Below are 17,099 nucleotides of genomic sequence, written 5' to 3'. Positions count from 1 at the left end.
TTCAGCCCGTGATACTGACCAGAATCAAGGGTTTAGAATTTTTCGATCAAAGAAGGCATAATTTCGAAGAGATCACCTACCAATGCAATATCAGCGATCTGGAAAATGGGGGCTTCGGGATCAATATTGATCGCTGCAATTTTACGGGAATCTTTCATACCAGCAAGATGCTGGATCGCCCCGGAAATACCCACCGCAATATAGACTTCTGGCGCAACAATTTTGCCGGTTTGACCTACCTGACAGTCATTAGGCGCATATTCAGCATCAACAGCCGCACGCGATGCCCCAACCGCTGCATGAATACAATCTGCAAAACCTTCGATTAATTCATGGAATTTCTCGGGAGAGCCTAAAGCACGGCCCCCAGAAACCACAATAGGGGCAGTGTTTAAATCGGCGCGTCCAGATTGCTGTAAATCGACAGAGACGAAACGGGAAAGGCCCGTGTCTTCGGTAGCTTCTACGGCTTCAATAGGGGCAGAACCGCCTTCGGCCTCGGCCTTTTCAAAAGCCGTTGCGCGTACGGTAACAACCTTTTTAGCATCCACGGATTGCACCGTCGCAATAGCATTTCCGGCATAAATAGGACGACGGAAAGTATCAGGGGATACAACCGTAATAATTTCGGATATTTGCTGTGTATCTAATAAAGCGGCAACGCGTGGCGCGATATTCTTGCCGTTGGAATTGGCAGAGGCGACAAAAACCTGATAATTATCCAGTAATTTTACGATCAAAGGCGTAATGTTTTCAGCTAAACTATGGGCATAAGCTGGCGCATCCGCCAAAAGCACTTTATTAATGCCTTTAATCTTGCTGGCAGCTTCAGCGGCCGCACGGATATTTTCACCGGCGATTAAAAGATCAACATCATTCTCTATCTGAAGGGCTGCCGTAATCGCAGAGAGACTGCCTTCGTCAATCGAAGCCCCATTGTAATCGACTAAAACAAGTATGCTCATGCTACGACTCCCCATTCCTTGAGTTTGGCCGCAAATTCTTCAACCGTTTCGACCTTTTCACCGGCTTGACGCACAGGTGGCTCTTCTATGCGGATAGTTTTTAACCGCGGCGTAATATCGACGCCGTAATCTATCGGCTTTTTGATTTCGATCGGCTTTTTACGCGCCTTGATAATATTCGGCAGGGAAACAAAACGCGGTTCATTAAGCCGTAAATCGGCTGTGACAACAGCCGGTAAATTAAGGCTGATCGTTTCTAGCCCGCCGTCAATTTCACGGGTCACTTCAATTTTATTATCAGCGATAGCGATTTTAGAGGCAAAGCATCCCTGTGGCCATCCCAAAAGTGCAGCCAACATTTGGCCGGTCTGATTGGAATCGTCATCAATGGCCTGCTTACCTGCAATCACTAAATCCGGTTTTTCTTCACTGACAATAGCTTTCAGCAGTTTAGCAACGGAGAGAGGTTCTACATTCTCATCTGTTTCGATAAGGATGCCGCGATCAGCGCCAATAGCGAGACCGGTGCGTATCTGATCCTGTGCCTTGGTAGGGCCTACTGACACCAAGACGATTTCTTGAACGATACCTTTTTCTTTAAGACGAACCGCTTCTTCAACAGAAATTTCATCAAAAGGATTGAGGGACATTTTGAGATTGGAAAGGTCAACTCCCGAACCATCGGCTTTCACTCTTGGTCTGAGATTATAGTCAATTACACGTTTAACGGGCACCATTACTTTCATCAGAATCTCCCTTTATCGCCTTTTAGAAGAATCGCCATGAGCGTCATCTTTAGCATTGTGTGTCGGTCAGCTATCCGCCAGTCTTTATGCTTAGGCCGACTTATCCCAAACAGTAGCAAGATCAGGCCGCTTTTTGGATAGCGGCGACGATTTTTTCCGCTGCATCTCCAAGATCATTAGCTGTAATAATGGCCAATCCAGAAGAGACAAGGGCAGCCTTACCTTCCTTGACATTGTTACCTTCCAAACGCACCACCAAAGGAACGTTAATATCCAGCTCACGAGCAGCGGCGATAATGCCTTCCGCTAAAATATCGCAACGCATGATACCGCCGAAAATATTAATGAGGATACCTTTAACCGAAGGATCGGATAGAATGATGCGAAAAGCGGTGGCCACTTTTTCGCGACTGGCCCCCCCGCCGACATCCAGAAAATTGGCGGGCATTTCGCCATGCAGCTGAATAATATCCATCGTTCCCATAGCAAGACCGGCACCATTCACCATGCAGCCAATACTGCCGTCAAGTTTAATGTAGGAAAGCCCTGATTTCTTGGCTTCTTGTTCCAAAGGATCAGAGGTACCCGCCTCACCCAACGCCGCAATATCAGGATGCCGAAAAAGCGCATTGTCGTCAAAACTGACTTTGGCATCTGCGGGTAAAAGCTTGCCATCCCCCGTTTCCACCAACGGATTAATTTCAAGTAGGCTCATATCAGTTTCAACAAAAGCCTTATAAAGCGCAGCGCTCAGTTTTATGCTTTGTTTGAAAATGTCCCCTTTAAGCCCCAGCGCAAAGCCAATAGCACGGCCATGATGGGCCTGAAATCCTGTGGCAGGATCAACAGAAATGCGATGAATAGCTTCGGGTTTATCGCGGGCGACCGCTTCAATATCCATACCGCCTTCTGGGGAGACAACAAAAGTAATCCGTCCTGTTTGACGATCTACCAGCAGAGAAAGATAATATTCACTGACGATGTCAATCGCTTCGGTAATGAAAACCTTTTCAACCAGAATACCCTTTTTATCCGTTTGGGCTGTCACTAAATGCTTACCCAGCATACGGGTTACATGATTCTTAAGCGATTCGACGTCCCGAGCTATCCGCACACCACCGCCATCAGAAGGCGATTCCCAAAAATGACCCTTGCCACGTCCGCCTGCTAAAATTTGTGATTTTATAACATAAGAAGGGCCTGAAAGCTTTTCGGCTGCTGTAATAGCGTCTTCAATAGTCGTTGCCACATGACCGGGAACAACGGGCACGCCCCGTTCCCCTAAGAGGGCCATTGCCTGATATTCGTATATATTCACCTGATTCCGGCCTTTTTACTGTGTAGATTATAGAAGCTGTATTTCAGAGATTAGAAAAAAAACAGCCGATTTTTATGAACCGGCCTATCTGTCTTCCAGAAGGATAGATTGTAGAAAAAACAGATTATAGAAAAACAGGAATGAGAAATAAAGCTACAGTTTGCAAGAAGGCTTTAAGATCTAAAGATGAATATATTCAATATTTCACTGTGATTTGAAAATTTATTTTACGTAAAAAATATTACATCCATAATTGAACTATCTTTTATTTTTGTTACAGGAGAAGCGCAGTTTTTAAAGCTTTCTACAGCTGGAAGAGCTGTATTTCTTACAGTAATGCGCTCCATATTGCTGAAGAGAAAGCCAGAGGATAAGTAAGCCCCCTTGCTCGCTGGCTTAAATTAAGGGTCGCTTTTTATTTTAAGAAGCGACCCTTCTTTTAAGATTAATCTCTAAAACAGTCATCTTTAAGCATTAAAAATAAAAACATCCCTTTTCATAAGGTAATTTTTGCTATTTTTTTAAAATGAAAATTCGGTATCAATCCAAAATATCAAGGTCCAAATATTTGGCGATATTTAATTAACCTTATAAAATAAAATATCGATTAATTAAAAATAGGGTTTCAAAAAATAGGGTGCCGCTATCTAAAGAGACCCAGATATACTTAATCGAGAGACTCGGGCACATCCAATCGTCAGCCAAGTCATTATAATCCATTTTGGATATTATCTATAAACCCATTCACCCGCAATCGTGACCCAACAAAATCACAGCTAAAATCAGGTAAAATTGGCTATCTAGAGCCTAAATCCGTTAAAAATGATAGCTACACGATAAACACCTATAGAGATCGTAACATTGGCACGGGCCACCATCAGCCAAAGCGGCACACTCGCCCTTCAGGCCTTTGCCTTTGATAAACATGTAGTAAAATGCCGTCTTTTAATAACAAACTGTCTTATAGAAAAAACGAAAATATTCTGAACTACTCTTACTACGCTTGAGAGGTGAAGAATCCCATAGCCACCAGCATCATCTTAGCCCTTTAAAACCCCGCCTTTTCTTTTTCCTGATCATACCCAAAAACAAATCTAACTTGTTTTTCCTCGAAACCCTCACAAAAAATAAAAAGCCGACAGATAGATAAAACCCGCCCCGCCTATATTCTGACTTCAAAACCCCACAAAAAACCCAATTATTTAACTTTTTAAGCAATTCTTGGGCATCAGCACCCCCCTTTCCGCCTCTGATGAATCCAGAATCTTGTGGCTCTTCTATTTTGCGGGACGCCTTCGCCTTTGAAATAGCGAAGACCTAAATTATATTTAGTCTCGATTGCATCTTGATTGCTAGCCTTCTGAGGGCTGCCATCTTAAAACATTGAGGGCTTCTCTAATCCAAGGCGGCCATTATCCTTGACGACAACAGCATCCGCAGAGGATGGAAAACTTGAAAATGCCCCTATGTTAATGACAATCGCGGCACCCGTAAGCCAGAAACGGCGATTCCAGATATTCTTGACGGATATATGATTCTTCCCTTGGTATTATTTCTATGGATTCACAGTATTTTTTAAAAAATGTAGGTCTCTATATTTAAAAATGGAATAATATCTTATTTTTTTAGAAAAAAAACTGTATATATTTTAAATTTTAATATTTTTTATTTATTTTAAATTTAATTTTTTATTATTTTTTCATTTTTTTATTTTAATAAATATTTTTATAGTGCTTAATAAAGAAATAAGGTGTGCTCATGAGCCATTTTTTAGCTGATCTCCATGTTCATTCTCGCTATGCGCGCGCCACCAGTCGTAATTTAGATCTGGAACATTTGGCGTCAGGATCAGCTGAAAAAGGGATTCATCTGGTAGCGACTGGAGACTGCACCCATCCGGCGTGGCGGCAGGAAATGAAAGAGAAGCTAATCGCAGAAGGCAACGGCCTGTTCCGGTTAAAGCCGGAGATTGAACAGCCTTTGATGAAAAATTTACCCATCGGATGCCAAACACCTGTCCGCTTTATTCTTTCGGGGGAAATATCGACCATTTATAAGAAAGGCGACAAAACCCGAAAAGTGCACCATCTGGTATATCATTCTCACTTTGAAGCAGCGGATCGCTTTGCCGAAAAACTAGCCAAGATAGGCAATATTGTTTCAGATGGACGACCAATTTTAGGATTGGACTCTCGTGATCTCCTTGAAATAACCTTGGAATCGGGAAAGGATTCATGGCTTGCGCCTGCCCATATTTGGACGCCTTGGTTTTCAGCTTTGGGATCAAAATCCGGTTTTGATTCTATTGATGAATGTTATGGCGATTTAGCAGGGCATATTTTTGCGGCTGAAACCGGTTTATCTTCTGATCCTGAGATGAATTGGCGCGTCTCCTCTTTGGATCGCTATCGCCTGATATCAAGTTCAGATGCCCATTCGCCCGCTAAGTTAGGACGGGAAGCTACTTTATTTGATTGTGATATGGGATTCCAACCGCTTCGCCACGCTCTTGAAACGGGAGAAGGCTATATCGGCACGATTGAATTCTTTCCTGAAGAAGGGAAATACCATGCCGATGGTCACCGTCATTGCCATATCAGCCTGACACCCAAGGAGACGTTAGCGCTTGGTGGCCTTTGTCCTGTATGCGGTAAGCCACTGACCATTGGGGTTGCCCATCGGGTAGAAGCCTTGGCCGATCGGGAAGAGGGCATTCCGCCTTCAACCGCTGGTAAGTTTAGCAGCTTAGTGCCCTTGCCCGAAATTTTAAGTGAATTATGGGGCGTTGGGCCTACGTCTCGTAAAGTCACCCAAGCCTATCAACGCAGCTTATCCTTATTGGGATCAGAATTGGCTATCTTGGAAACGGTAGCGATTGAAGATATGACGTCGATTCACCCCTTGCTAGGCGAAGCGATTGATCGATTGCGAAAGGGCAAAGTCATTCGCGAAGCCGGTTATGACGGGGAATATGGCACTATTCGTTTGTTTGAAAAACAGGAAATGGAGCAGCTGACAAAGGGTGGCCTATTATTTAACTTTGCGCCTGTCAGGAAAGCGCCCATCATTGCAGAAGCGCCGCGGATAGAAGAGAAAGCCCTAGCGCTTGATCCTATAAAAAAAGTGCTAGGAGAAAAAGCGCGACAAGATGAAACTATCGCGCCCTTTCTAAAGCCTCTTGATCAGCCGCAGCGAGAAGCGGCCTTGATAACAGAAAAGCCGTTAATGGTTTTAGCGGGACCGGGTGCGGGTAAAACCCATATGTTAACCCGCCGCGTAGCCTATCTAATCAAAAACAAAGGTATATTGCCGCAACAATGTTTGATTGTCACCTTTACGCGCCGTGCCACTGAAGAGCTAAAAAGTCGATTAACAACCCTCATCCCTGATCAGGCCTCTGGTTTAGCCATACATAGTTTTCATGCCTTAGCGCTTCATATTTTGCGTCAAGATAGCGCTTTATTTGGCCTTTCGCCCGATTTTCATGTTGCAGATCATCAGGAGCGGAAAAAAGCCCTTATGGCGGCGATGTCTCTTTCAGCAGGAAAGGCTGAACAGGCACTTAAGCGCTTATCCGAGCTCAAAAGGCGGGGCGAATCAGGTAATGCCGAAGAACAGCAGATTCGGAATCAATTAGAAATCTTGGGACAACAACAAAATTGGCTCGATTTTGATGATCTCATTATAAAAGCTGTCCAAGGCCTGAGCTTGAATTCAGCGCTTCTTAGCCGCTGGAAAACGCAATTCCGCTTTATTTCAGTTGATGAATTTCAAGATATTGATGAAAAACAATACCAATTAATCCGGCTTTTGGTAGGCGATGATACGCAATTAACCGTCATTGGTGATCCTAATCAGGCTATTTATAGTTTTAGAGGAGCGGATTCTGCCTGTTTTGATCGGCTACAACAGGATTTCCCCGCTATTGTTAGCGTCACTTTAAATCGGAATTATCGTTCTACCCCTGAAATTGTCGATGCGGCGAATGGGCTTATGCCGGATCGAAAAGGTTTGGCCATGCGGGCGCATGGCGAAAAGATTATCCTTTACCAAGCCCGTCAAGAGTCGGATGAAGCTCATTTTGTAAGCCAGAAAATCGAAGAAATGATGGGCGGCCATGACATGTTAACGGCGCAAGTGGGCAAAAAAACCAAGCAAAGCCGAGACATTGCCCTTAGTTTTAAAGATTTTGCCATTCTTTATCGCCATAATGCGCAGGCAAAATCCTTTGAAAAGGTCTTTAATCAGGCAGGTGTGCCTTTCAGAAAAACCGCGCCGGTTCTGATTACTTCGCATCCAGCCGTAGCAGCATTAGTAAAAATATTAAGCCATTTTCCCATGGAAATGTTGAAAGATAAATTAGAAAGCCTGAAAAAAGCCGAAATACAGCTCAGGACACAACCCAATAAGGAAGACTTAGAGCCAGCCGAGATAGAAACAGCCCTATCATGGCTGCGCATTCTGGCTGAAAAGACAGGGGATCAGGAATCCTCCGTTTTCTGGGAACAACTAGCTTTGGCAACTGAGGTTGATTTTCACGATCAACGCGGTGATCGTGTTTCCTTGATGACGATACATGCGGCTAAGGGGTTAGAATTCCCAGTCGTCTTTGTTGTCGGCCTAGAAGAAGAAATATTCATGCTTCACCATGCGCCAGAAGAAGAAAGCGCAGCAGCTGAAGAAAAGCGATTATTCTATGTGGCTGTGACGCGTGCACGCGATCATCTTTTCTTAACCCACGCTCGTGAGCGTTTTGTTTATGGCGTTCACCAAAAGCAAAAGGCCTCTGCCTTTTTAACAGCGATCACCGATTTTACGGTTGCACAATCAGAAAAGAAACGCCCTGCAAAAAGCAGCAAACAACAATATAGCTTATTTTAAAGGGAATAGGGAAATGGCGGAGAGGGTGGGATTCGAACCCACGGTACCCGTAAGGGCACAACGGTTTTCGAGACCGTCCCAATCGACCTCTCTGGCACCTCTCCGCACTATCAGCTGTAAAGAAGCTGATAGAGGCGCGCTAGTAACGTAAATATTCTTTTTTGCCAAGGGGAAATGGCGAACGATGCGCTGCTTTTTATGTACAGCTGTCCTTTTAGGATGCTAATTTCTATCAGAAAAAGCTGATAAAAGGGACAAACCTTGTTAATTATATCCCTTTATTCTGAAAACAAAAGAAGACTGTATCAAAGAAGAAATTCTTTCTATTAAAAAGCTACACTAACAAGTGTTCCGTTGGTCTTTCCGATTTTTATAAAGCCCTACTCTCTCCGCCAAAAGTAAATTTTTGCGTATGAAGGTAAAGGGAGAATTCTATGCAGACTAAAAAACTGTTCTCGTTAGAGGTTATATTACATAGGGTATCGTTGCTTTTGGCATATCCATGAGGGCGGGCCGCGCCAATAAAAAACCCTGCATTAACTCCACGCCTATATCTGACAGCATATCAAATTCGGCTATGGTTTCGACCCCTTCAACCACGAAATCAATATTCAGATCACGACATAACGAAATCATGGCCTTGACGATGGCCTGACGGTGCTTGTCCTTTTCGATATTGATAACGTAATGACGATCCAACTTGATAATATTAGGATGATAGCGCGTTAACAAATTAAGATTAGAGTGCGCTCTACCAAAATCATCAAAGGCAATTTTAAAATCGAGATGCTGATAGGTCGAAATAATATTTTCGATATGATGGGCATCATTTATGTATTCTTTTTCTGACCATTCGAAAATAATACGACTGGGATTAAGGTTTAACTTTTCACAAGTCGCTAAAGTTCTGCGCAGACAATGGGCCGGACTGAAAACGGCATTAGGCATAAAATTGATACTGATTAAGCCATCCCAGTGGCATGATAGAGCCGATTGGAGCGCTTTTTCTCTGGCTGTTTGATCAAAAATATATCGGTTACTATCATTGACCTTTGAAAGAATAGAACCCGCCCCTTCCCCTTTTAAGCCACGCACCAAGGCTTCTTGAGCGTAAATCATGCCTGTTTTGATATTAACGATAGGCTGAAAAGCAAAAAGAAAGCTGAAATCAAGCGGTTTATCGCATTTGCCCCCAAAACAAACGAAGCGGCTTTGTCTGTCCGATATTAATTGAGACTGCCCCATAACAAACGGTTCCTCTTACACAATGCTCCAAAATGGAACATTGTGTAAGCATTATTAACGTCCGTTCAGTTTACTTCTTTTAAGACAAAGTTAATAAATTTTGATAAATTATAACTATAATTGTAAATAATATTTTATATTATTGATCAATCAAATGACGCTCTTTCACAAAGCTATCAAGATCGACCAAATTAGTTAAAAGAGGCTCCAAATGATCAAGGGGTACAGTATTAGGGCCATCAGAAAGCGCATTGGCTGGATCGGGATGAGTTTCTAAAAACAGGCCAGCGATGCCTACGGATACGGCGGCACGCGCCAGAACTGAAACGAATTGCCGTTCTCCGCTGCTTCTATTGCCAAGGCCGCCCGGTAATTGGACAGAATGGGTGGCATCAAAAACTAATGGACAGTTGGTCTCGCGCATGATGACGAGACCACGCATATCAGAGACCAAATTGTTGTAGCCAAAACATGCCCCGCGTTCGGCAACCATAATAGACGGAGCAGCGATTCCAACCTCGGCAGCAGCGACGCGTGCTTTAGCGACCACATTGGCCATATCACCGGGAGCCAAAAACTGCCCCTTTTTAATATTGACCGGACGTCCAGAAGCTGCCGCCGCTTCGATCAAATCGGTCTGGCGCACCAGAAAAGCCGGAGTCTGTAAGACATCAACGACTTCGGCTACCGCCTGAACCTGTGAAGCTGTATGCACATCAGTCAATACAGGTAAGCCTACGTCGCGTTGTACCTTTTCAAGAATACGCAGGCCTTCATCAATTCCGGGTCCCCGAAAAGACTGACTAGAAGAACGATTAGCCTTATCAAAAGAGCTTTTATAGATTAGCAGAATACCAAGTTTTTCTGCAATCTTTCGCAGGCGTTCAGCCGTTCTAAGCGTAAGATCTTCCGTTTCGATGACACAAGGGCCAGCAATCAGGAACAACTTGTGTCCAAGACCAACATCGCGACCACATAGATTTATGCTCGGATGCTGTTCATTTAACTTATCATAAGACATAGCAATGCAGCCTTTGGTTATTTTATACCACGCGCCATCAGAGTGGCTTCGATCAGATTACGATCAACAGGGTTATTTAATTCCCACAATTCCAAATCAGGCTTATTGATAACAGATACCTTGACCGCCACACCAGCATCAAGAAAACGTAATTGTTCTAAGCCTTCAATCAATTCCAAGCTTGAGGGCTGCCATGATGCATAACTTCGTAAAGCCTGAGGGCGATAAGCATAAAGGCCGATATGTAAATAAATCGGAAGCACCGGATCAGTCCGGTTTGTTTTGGAAAGATGAGGAATAACCGACTTAGAAAAGTACAATGCCTCCCCTTTCGCATTACAAACGACAGTCGTTCCCCCGACAAGCCCATGTTGCTGATCATCAAATAGCTGAAATCGAACTGCAGGTGAGGTCGTAACCGCCGGAGTCGCGATACCATACTCTGGAGAGCTTTTCATGATCTGAATAAGCTTTTCAACAATAAAAGCAGGCGTCAAGGGTGCGTCGCCTTGAAAATTGATAATCAGATCAAAATCATCCCCCAATTGATCAAGCGCGGCGGCACAACGCTCGGTGCCATTACGGCAGGATGAGGGTGTCATAAGGGCTTCGCCCCCTGCCTTTCGGACGACCTCAGCAATCCGTTCGTCATCTGTTGCAACAACGACACGATCTACGCCTTCTACCGAACAAGCCGCTTCCCAGCTTCGAATAATAAGCGGTTTTTGTTCACCCTCTATCCCCGTAAGAGGTACAAGTGGTTTACCTGGATAACGGGTAGAGGCAAAACGGGCTGGTATAATAATCGCAACGGCCATTCGAAATAATCCCTAATTTATATCTCAATATTGATAATTATTTTATCTTTGATTATAAATGTTAAATTTTTAGAATTAAATTATATTAAAAATTAACATTTAAAAGAAATTATATTTTAAAATTTTATATTTTTTGTATAAAATAAAATGAAAATTTCTTCATCATCATCTGTTGCAAGATAGCAACATAATCATCGTTTTATAGTATATTTTACTAATTCGACCTAAAAATAAACAATACAATCCCGATATTATGCAATAATGTTTTAAACATGCTATTTACGAAACTATAGGTTAATAGATATCTCGTGAATGGGTATATTAGCTTATCGTTTTGCTTATGTGTAAAATGATATAGAGACCATGCCGAGTTCGGAAGTGGAGTAATTTATGCGTAAGATAATTTTTGCGGCCGCCGTTGCAACGGTTGCTATTGCGGCGCAGGCCCCGGCTCAGGTTATAAACACCCCAACGACCTTCCGTGGTTTCCGTATTGAAGGCGATATCGGATGGGACCGCGCGCGGGCAAATGGTGTTGGCCAGAATAACATGGGCTATGGTGGTACCGCTGGCATCGATGGTCAGATCGGTAAATATTTTGTGGTAGGCGCTGAAGGTACCTATTGGAATCCCAGTAAAATGTGGGGTGACCATAATGGTAATAACAACGCTTCTACCGGTACGGGTGGTTCAGTTTCAACGAAAGCTTTTCAGGAATGGGATGCTTCCGTACGAATGGGCTTCTTGGCACAGCCTGATATCCTGTTATATGCTGTTGGTGGTTTTGCCACGACCAGAGAACGTACGCTTTACACGGGTGTTGGCGGTTCAGGCGTTGGCGGCTATCGTAATGTTGGCTGGAGTGATGGTTATTCTGTTGGTGGTGGTGTCGAATACTCCTTCAGCAAAATGTTCTTCATGAATGCCCAATATCGTTACTCTCAGTTCTCTAATCATACCTCTCGTCAGCGTGCGCTGCTTGGGTTTGGTGTCCGCTTCAGATAATTTTTTCATAAAAAGGCCCCGGTTATATTTTTAATCGGGGCTCTGAATGTTGCTTTGTCTTTGGATGATTGTTGCGACATTGCCACATAGTAATGGGCAATATGAGATAAAGCGGTGCATAACATTGGATTTATGTGTAAAATCGTCCATGTCAGCAGAACCGGAGAGTATAAACAAGCTAGTTTGGCGAATAACCAACTTTGTTTAACACTTTTTTCTTTGTATAAAACTTTTCCGACAGCGACGACGGACGAGAAGTATTCCCGAAGTCGCATGTAAAATGGAGTATATTGCATGCGTAAGCTTTATCTTGCAGCAACAGCCTTGACAGCAGCGGTTGCATCACAAGCCTGGGCACAGGATACCGTCGCACCGGATAATGCTGACCCACAGTCTACGACCCCTTATTATGGAACCCCCGCTGTCCCGCAGCCGGCTTATCCTGATAGCAGTGCTACCCAGGATGCGCCTGTCGTAGCTCAGGATACGACGACGGCACAGCCGGTAAACTATCAACCTATTCCTTTAGCCCCTAACCCAAATGAAGTCGCTAATCACAGCGGCATCAAATTCCGCGGTCTACGCGTTGAAGGCGATATTGGTTGGACCCGTTCTAGCTCTAACCACGTTAGTGGCCGCAACAACATGGGTTACGGTGGTACCCTGGGTGTCGATGCTGTCGTTGATAACTTCTTCGTTTTCGGTGTTGAAGGCAACTACTGGAATCCCAGTAAGATGTGGGAAAACAACGCCGGCAGCAATATGAATGTCGGTAGCCAAGGTAACAACATCGGCACCACAGCTGGTGGTGGCTATTCTGCACGCAAAGCCTTTGAAGAATGGGATGCGACCCTGCGTATGGGTTTCCTCGCTACCAAAGACTTGTTGTTCTACATGGCGGGTGGTTATGCGTCTGGCAAACAGCGTAATCTTTACCTGAACAGCGCAGGGGTTGCGACGGGTAAATATGTTGGCTGGAGCAATGGTTATTCTGTTGGTGGTGGTATTGAATATTCTATCACGCAGAATTTCTTCATGAATGCTCAATATCGTTGGACTCAGTTCGGTAACCATACGTCCCGTGCGCGTGCTACGCTCGGTTTTGGTTTCCGTTTCCCCTAGGTTCACCGCTAATCTCAGCTCTTTTTCCTAAAAAAGAACGTCTGAAGATTATATAATTTTTAAGGCAGTATTGATCCCATAAGGTCAGATACTGCCTTAAAAATTTTGGGCTTTTAATCTCTTCATCTCTTATATTTGTGTCTTGATTTCGATGTCTTGAAACAGATCACGGGATGTCAGAGAGCACTCTGAGAGACCGCTTTTTAGGTCAAATAAGCTCTTTCTAACTTAGCTTTGGAAAGCAGTCATAAAAATAAATAACCCCTCAATCCTCACCTTCCGTATTGAGTGTACATATCTATCATTTCGTTGATTTTTCTTCACAGAAATTTAACCATCGCGAATACGTCCCGTGCGCGTGCTACGCTCGGCTTTGGTTTCCGTTTCCCCTAGGTTCACCGCTAATCTCAGCTCTTTTTCCTAAAAAAGAACGTCTGAAGATTATATAATTTTTAAGGCAGTATTGATCCCATAAGGTCAGATACTGCCTTAAAAATTTTGGGCTTTTAATCTCTTCATCTCTTATATTTGTGTCTTGATTTCGATGTCTTGAAACAGATCACGGGATGTCAGAGAGCACTCTGAGAGACCGCTTTTTAGGTCAAATAAGCTCTTTCTAACTTAGCTTTGGAAAGCAGTCATAAAAATAAATAACCCCTCAATCCTCACCTTCCGTATTGAGTGTACATATCTATCATTTCGTTGATTTTTCTTCACAGAAATTTAACCATCGCGAAACCGCCTAGCACGAGTAATAAGCACGTAGAAGCAACGAGTGTGAGCCGCTTCTCGATAAACTGCGCGATAGGCGGGCCATAGCGCCGGAGCAAACCGGCCACGATAAAAAATCGCAAGCCCCGACTGATCGTAGCAGCCGCTAAAAAGCTAGGAATACTGTAACGTGCAAAACCGCTGGCAATAGTTACCAGCTTAAAAGGTATCGGGGTCAAACCTTTTACAAGAATAACAATAGCCCCATAACGGGCATACCAATCCTGAAAACTGCGCGCTTTTCCTTCTAATCCATAGATATTAATAAGCCAGCCGCCGATACTATCATAAAGATAATACCCAATAGCATAACCGAACAAGGCACCGATTATAGAAGCCAATGTCGCAAGGCCAGCCATACGCCAAGCTTGATCGCGGCGGGCAATAACCATCGGCACCAGCATAGCCTCCGTTGGAATCGGAAAAAAAGAGGCCTCGGAAAAAGATAAAAGTGCTAGCCATAAAAATGCATGGCGATCAGAGGCACGCCTGAGCGTCCAGTTATAGGTTCGACGCAACATTTTATTGAACCAATTCTCTCTATTGATCTAATTTAACTAAAGTACCCGCCCCATGGTCTGTAAAAAGTTCAATTAAAATAGCATGGGGCACGCGCCCATCAAGGATAACAGCGGCATCGACCCCACTCTTGACGGCTTCGATACAGGTTTCCAGCTTGGGAATCATGCCCCCTGAAATAACATTTTCTTCTTTCAACGTCTCGATCTGGGAAGGCGTTAATGTTCTCATCAGCGCTTTATCAGCATTCAAGACACCCGCGACATCAGTCAACAGAAACAGCCGTGCAGCCTTAAGACCAGCAGCCAAGGCTCCCGCCATAGTATCAGCATTAATATTATAAGTTTCCCCATCCGCCCCAACGCCAATCGGTGCCACGACTGGAATCATACCCGCTTGTGTAATGGTATCAATAAGGCGACGATCAATCGAAACAGGTCGTCCGACAAAACCCAAATCGATATTTTCTTCTGGATTGGCCGAACTCGTTTTTTTGACCTTCTCAACCTCGACTAGCTTGGCATCCTTACCGGAAATGCCAACAGCCCGTCCTCCGGCATGCCCTATCCATGAAACAATTTCTTTGTTGATTGCACCCGATAATACCATTTCCGCTACTTTTGCGGTTTCAGTATCGGTAACCCGCAGCCCGTCGATAAAACGGCTCTCTACACCCAAATCTTTCAGCATTTTTCCGATCTGGGGGCCACCACCATGAACAACCACCGGATGGATACCAATTGCTTTTAATAAAACAACGTCTTCTGCAAAATCTCTGGCAGCAGCCGGATTACCCATTGCATGGCCACCATATTTGACCACAAAAATTTCACCCGCATAACGCTGGATATAAGGCAAAGCTTCTGCAAGTGTCTCCGCCTTGTTAAGCAGCGGACTATCAGGGGCGTAAATGGCGGACATGCGTAAGCTCCGGAAAAAAACTAAGGTCTTAGAGAAATGCTTTTCGCTTTTGCGGAAAAAATACCTACCTACAAGGAAAAAATATAAAAACCATGCGTCTTAAGTCGTTTCTCTACAGGTTAGAGGCCTAAAAATTAAAAGGTCAACGCGTTTAATCTGGTCGGGTTATACCCCCCGGTTGCCATAATATATCCCCGCCATGATGCGTAGCGACCCGACGGGCTGTCACAAAGAGATAATCTGACAAGCGATTGATATAATGAAGACCATGAGGGTTAAGATTAATATTGGCCTCTCTCAGGCGCACCATAGTGCGTTCGGCACGGCGCGCTATAGTGCGGGCTAAATGAAGTTCTGCAATTCCATATTTGCCCGCTGGAAGGATAAAACTTTTAAGGGGCGAAAGCCTGATATTCATTTGATCTATTTCTTGTTCCAGACGTGTGACTTGGGCTGGAACAATTCTTAAAGGGGGAGAATCGTTTTGCTCAGCGGAAAAAGGCGTCGCCAAATCAGCACCCAAATCAAAAAGATCATTCTGAATAACGGCGAGTTGAAGACTAATTTTTTCTTCGCTCAGCCGTGCTTGTGCTACACCAATGGCAGCATTGGTCTCATCAATTTCGCCAATCGCTGTAATAAGAAGATGACTTTTAGAAACACGGGAACCATCAACTAATCCGGTTTTCCCGCCGTCTCCGCTTCGCGTATATATCTGATTTAATTTGACCATGTCGCTTTTTCACTAAAAATGGCTATATTCTCATTAACCCCAAGCTTTTTTAAAGCGAAAAGCTTAATGGGTTTCTTGTAGCCTTGCCTGTCCGCTCAGGTAATACTGATATTAGCTGACCCAAGGCTATACTCTATTATTTCTAGCTCGAAAGGCGGCAAAACACAGGCGTATTATAGGCTTTTATAACACTAGTATAACAGTAGGATTTTCGGTCTCTCAATTGACTTGTCAACCAGAGCGCAAGGATTTCTCCTGATGTATCATCCAGATTTAAGCCCTATTGCTTATACCCCTCCTGATCGATGTCCCGCACTAGTGCTTAATGCGGATTATAGTCCTTTGAGTTATTTTCCTCTCAGCATCTGGTCATGGCAAGAAGCGGTTAAGGCTGTATTTTTAGAGCGTGTTGATATTGTTGAAGTGTATCAACGGGAAATTTCTAGTGCCCATTTTAAAATGCGTCTTCCTTCGGTTATTGCTCTAAAACGCTATGTACGGCGTTCTCAATTCCCACCCTTTACCCGCTTTAATTTATTTCTACGGGATCATTTTCGGTGTCAATATTGCGGCAGTTCCCATGATTTGACCTTTGACCATGTCATTCCCCGTGCCCAAGGTGGTCGGACAACTTGGGATAATGTCGTCGCGGCCTGTAGTCCATGTAACCTAAAAAAAGGTGGCCGCACCCCAGAGCAAGCTGATCTTTTTTTAAATATTATCCCGCATCAACCTACAAATTGGCAATTGCATGAAAATGGCCGAAGCTTCCCACCCCATTATCTTCATGAAAGTTGGCGGGATTGGCTTTACTGGGATAGTGAACTTGAGTCGTAAAAGCGTAAAAAATCGCACAGTAAAAATGCAATTTTGCATTATTTTATAACAAAAAAATGGAAAATTGTTATTCAAAACAAAGCTAACCGCAAAAAAATTCATTCTAAAAATAATTTAATATAATTATAATCGAAAAGACTAGGCAATATTTTCTGCCTTTTGACCACAAGATGGGTTGTCTAGGGACGGTAAGCTAG

Annotated in this window: 13 protein-coding genes and 1 tRNA gene; 4 read left to right on the top strand and 10 right to left on the bottom strand. The window is 43.8% G+C overall.

Annotated elements, in window-relative coordinates; translation table 11 throughout:
• Nucleotides 1-32: 32 nt before the first annotated feature.
• From ZYMOP_RS08380 to sucC, 3 genes are all read right to left on the bottom strand, one after another.
• Nucleotides 33-965, bottom strand: a complete 933-nt coding sequence (locus ZYMOP_RS08380) for an electron transfer flavoprotein subunit alpha/FixB family protein (RefSeq protein WP_013934890.1) — start codon at nucleotides 963-965, stop codon at nucleotides 33-35.
• Entirely contained in the window at nucleotides 962-1,711 is a 750-nt protein-coding gene (locus tag ZYMOP_RS08375; protein ID WP_013934889.1) for an electron transfer flavoprotein subunit beta/FixA family protein, read from the bottom strand. Before ZYMOP_RS08375 ends, ZYMOP_RS08380 begins: the two co-directional genes overlap by 4 nt.
• A gap of 121 nt (nucleotides 1,712-1,832) precedes the next feature.
• The gene (gene sucC / locus ZYMOP_RS08370) at nucleotides 1,833-3,029 is read right to left on the bottom strand and encodes an ADP-forming succinate--CoA ligase subunit beta (protein WP_013934888.1); all 1,197 of its coding nucleotides are present in this window, start codon (nucleotides 3,027-3,029) and stop codon (nucleotides 1,833-1,835) included.
• 1,758 nt (nucleotides 3,030-4,787) lie between these two features.
• On the opposite strand from sucC, the gene ZYMOP_RS08365 reads away from it, so the two are divergent.
• Nucleotides 4,788-7,910, top strand: a complete 3,123-nt coding sequence (locus ZYMOP_RS08365) for a UvrD-helicase domain-containing protein (protein WP_013934887.1) — start codon at nucleotides 4,788-4,790, stop codon at nucleotides 7,908-7,910.
• Nucleotides 7,911-7,924: 14 nt separating this feature from the next.
• Here the strand turns inward: ZYMOP_RS08365 and ZYMOP_RS08360 are convergent.
• The 4 genes from ZYMOP_RS08360 to kdsB form a co-directional block, all read right to left on the bottom strand.
• A tRNA-Ser gene (locus tag ZYMOP_RS08360) sits at nucleotides 7,925-8,014 on the bottom strand.
• Between the two features lie 361 nt (nucleotides 8,015-8,375).
• Nucleotides 8,376-9,155 carry an EAL domain-containing protein gene (locus ZYMOP_RS08355; protein ID WP_013934886.1) on the bottom strand — a complete coding sequence of 260 codons (780 nt, stop codon included), beginning with the start codon at nucleotides 9,153-9,155 and terminating at the stop codon, nucleotides 8,376-8,378.
• Between the two features lie 139 nt (nucleotides 9,156-9,294).
• Nucleotides 9,295-10,176, bottom strand: a complete 882-nt coding sequence (gene kdsA / locus ZYMOP_RS08350; RefSeq protein WP_013934885.1) for a 3-deoxy-8-phosphooctulonate synthase — start codon at nucleotides 10,174-10,176, stop codon at nucleotides 9,295-9,297.
• A gap of 17 nt (nucleotides 10,177-10,193) precedes the next feature.
• The gene (kdsB, locus tag ZYMOP_RS08345) at nucleotides 10,194-10,994 is read right to left on the bottom strand and encodes a 3-deoxy-manno-octulosonate cytidylyltransferase (protein WP_013934884.1); all 801 of its coding nucleotides are present in this window, start codon (nucleotides 10,992-10,994) and stop codon (nucleotides 10,194-10,196) included.
• Between the two features lie 390 nt (nucleotides 10,995-11,384).
• On the opposite strand from kdsB, the gene ZYMOP_RS08340 reads away from it, so the two are divergent.
• Together ZYMOP_RS08340 and ZYMOP_RS08330 are read left to right on the top strand one after the other, a co-directional pair.
• Nucleotides 11,385-11,999 carry an outer membrane protein gene (locus ZYMOP_RS08340; RefSeq protein WP_013934883.1) on the top strand — a complete coding sequence of 205 codons (615 nt, stop codon included), beginning with the start codon at nucleotides 11,385-11,387 and terminating at the stop codon, nucleotides 11,997-11,999.
• A gap of 294 nt (nucleotides 12,000-12,293) precedes the next feature.
• Complete coding sequence (locus tag ZYMOP_RS08330; protein WP_013934882.1) at nucleotides 12,294-13,121, top strand: outer membrane protein; 828 nt, start codon at nucleotides 12,294-12,296, stop codon at nucleotides 13,119-13,121.
• 713 nt (nucleotides 13,122-13,834) lie between these two features.
• Here the strand turns inward: ZYMOP_RS08330 and ZYMOP_RS08325 are convergent.
• The 3 genes from ZYMOP_RS08325 to ZYMOP_RS08315 form a co-directional block, all read right to left on the bottom strand.
• Nucleotides 13,835-14,413: a YqaA family protein gene (locus ZYMOP_RS08325; RefSeq protein WP_013934881.1), complete on the bottom strand. Its 579-nt coding sequence runs from the start codon at nucleotides 14,411-14,413 to the stop codon at nucleotides 13,835-13,837.
• Nucleotides 14,414-14,432: 19 nt separating this feature from the next.
• Complete coding sequence (gene argB, locus ZYMOP_RS08320) at nucleotides 14,433-15,332, bottom strand: acetylglutamate kinase (protein ID WP_013934880.1); 900 nt, start codon at nucleotides 15,330-15,332, stop codon at nucleotides 14,433-14,435.
• 151 nt (nucleotides 15,333-15,483) lie between these two features.
• The gene (locus tag ZYMOP_RS08315) at nucleotides 15,484-16,065 is read right to left on the bottom strand and encodes a cob(I)yrinic acid a,c-diamide adenosyltransferase (RefSeq protein ID WP_013934879.1); all 582 of its coding nucleotides are present in this window, start codon (nucleotides 16,063-16,065) and stop codon (nucleotides 15,484-15,486) included.
• Between the two features lie 258 nt (nucleotides 16,066-16,323).
• On the opposite strand from ZYMOP_RS08315, the gene ZYMOP_RS08310 reads away from it, so the two are divergent.
• Nucleotides 16,324-16,902: an HNH endonuclease gene (locus ZYMOP_RS08310; protein ID WP_013934878.1), complete on the top strand. Its 579-nt coding sequence runs from the start codon at nucleotides 16,324-16,326 to the stop codon at nucleotides 16,900-16,902.
• Nucleotides 16,903-17,099: the final 197 nt, after the last annotated feature.

It is taken from the genome of Zymomonas mobilis subsp. pomaceae ATCC 29192 (genome assembly GCF_000218875.1).
Classification (GTDB): Bacteria; Pseudomonadota; Alphaproteobacteria; order Sphingomonadales; family Sphingomonadaceae; genus Zymomonas; species Zymomonas pomaceae.
The sequence above is the reverse complement of the archived record's forward strand: the minus strand, read 5'-3'. Positions and strand labels throughout refer to the sequence as shown.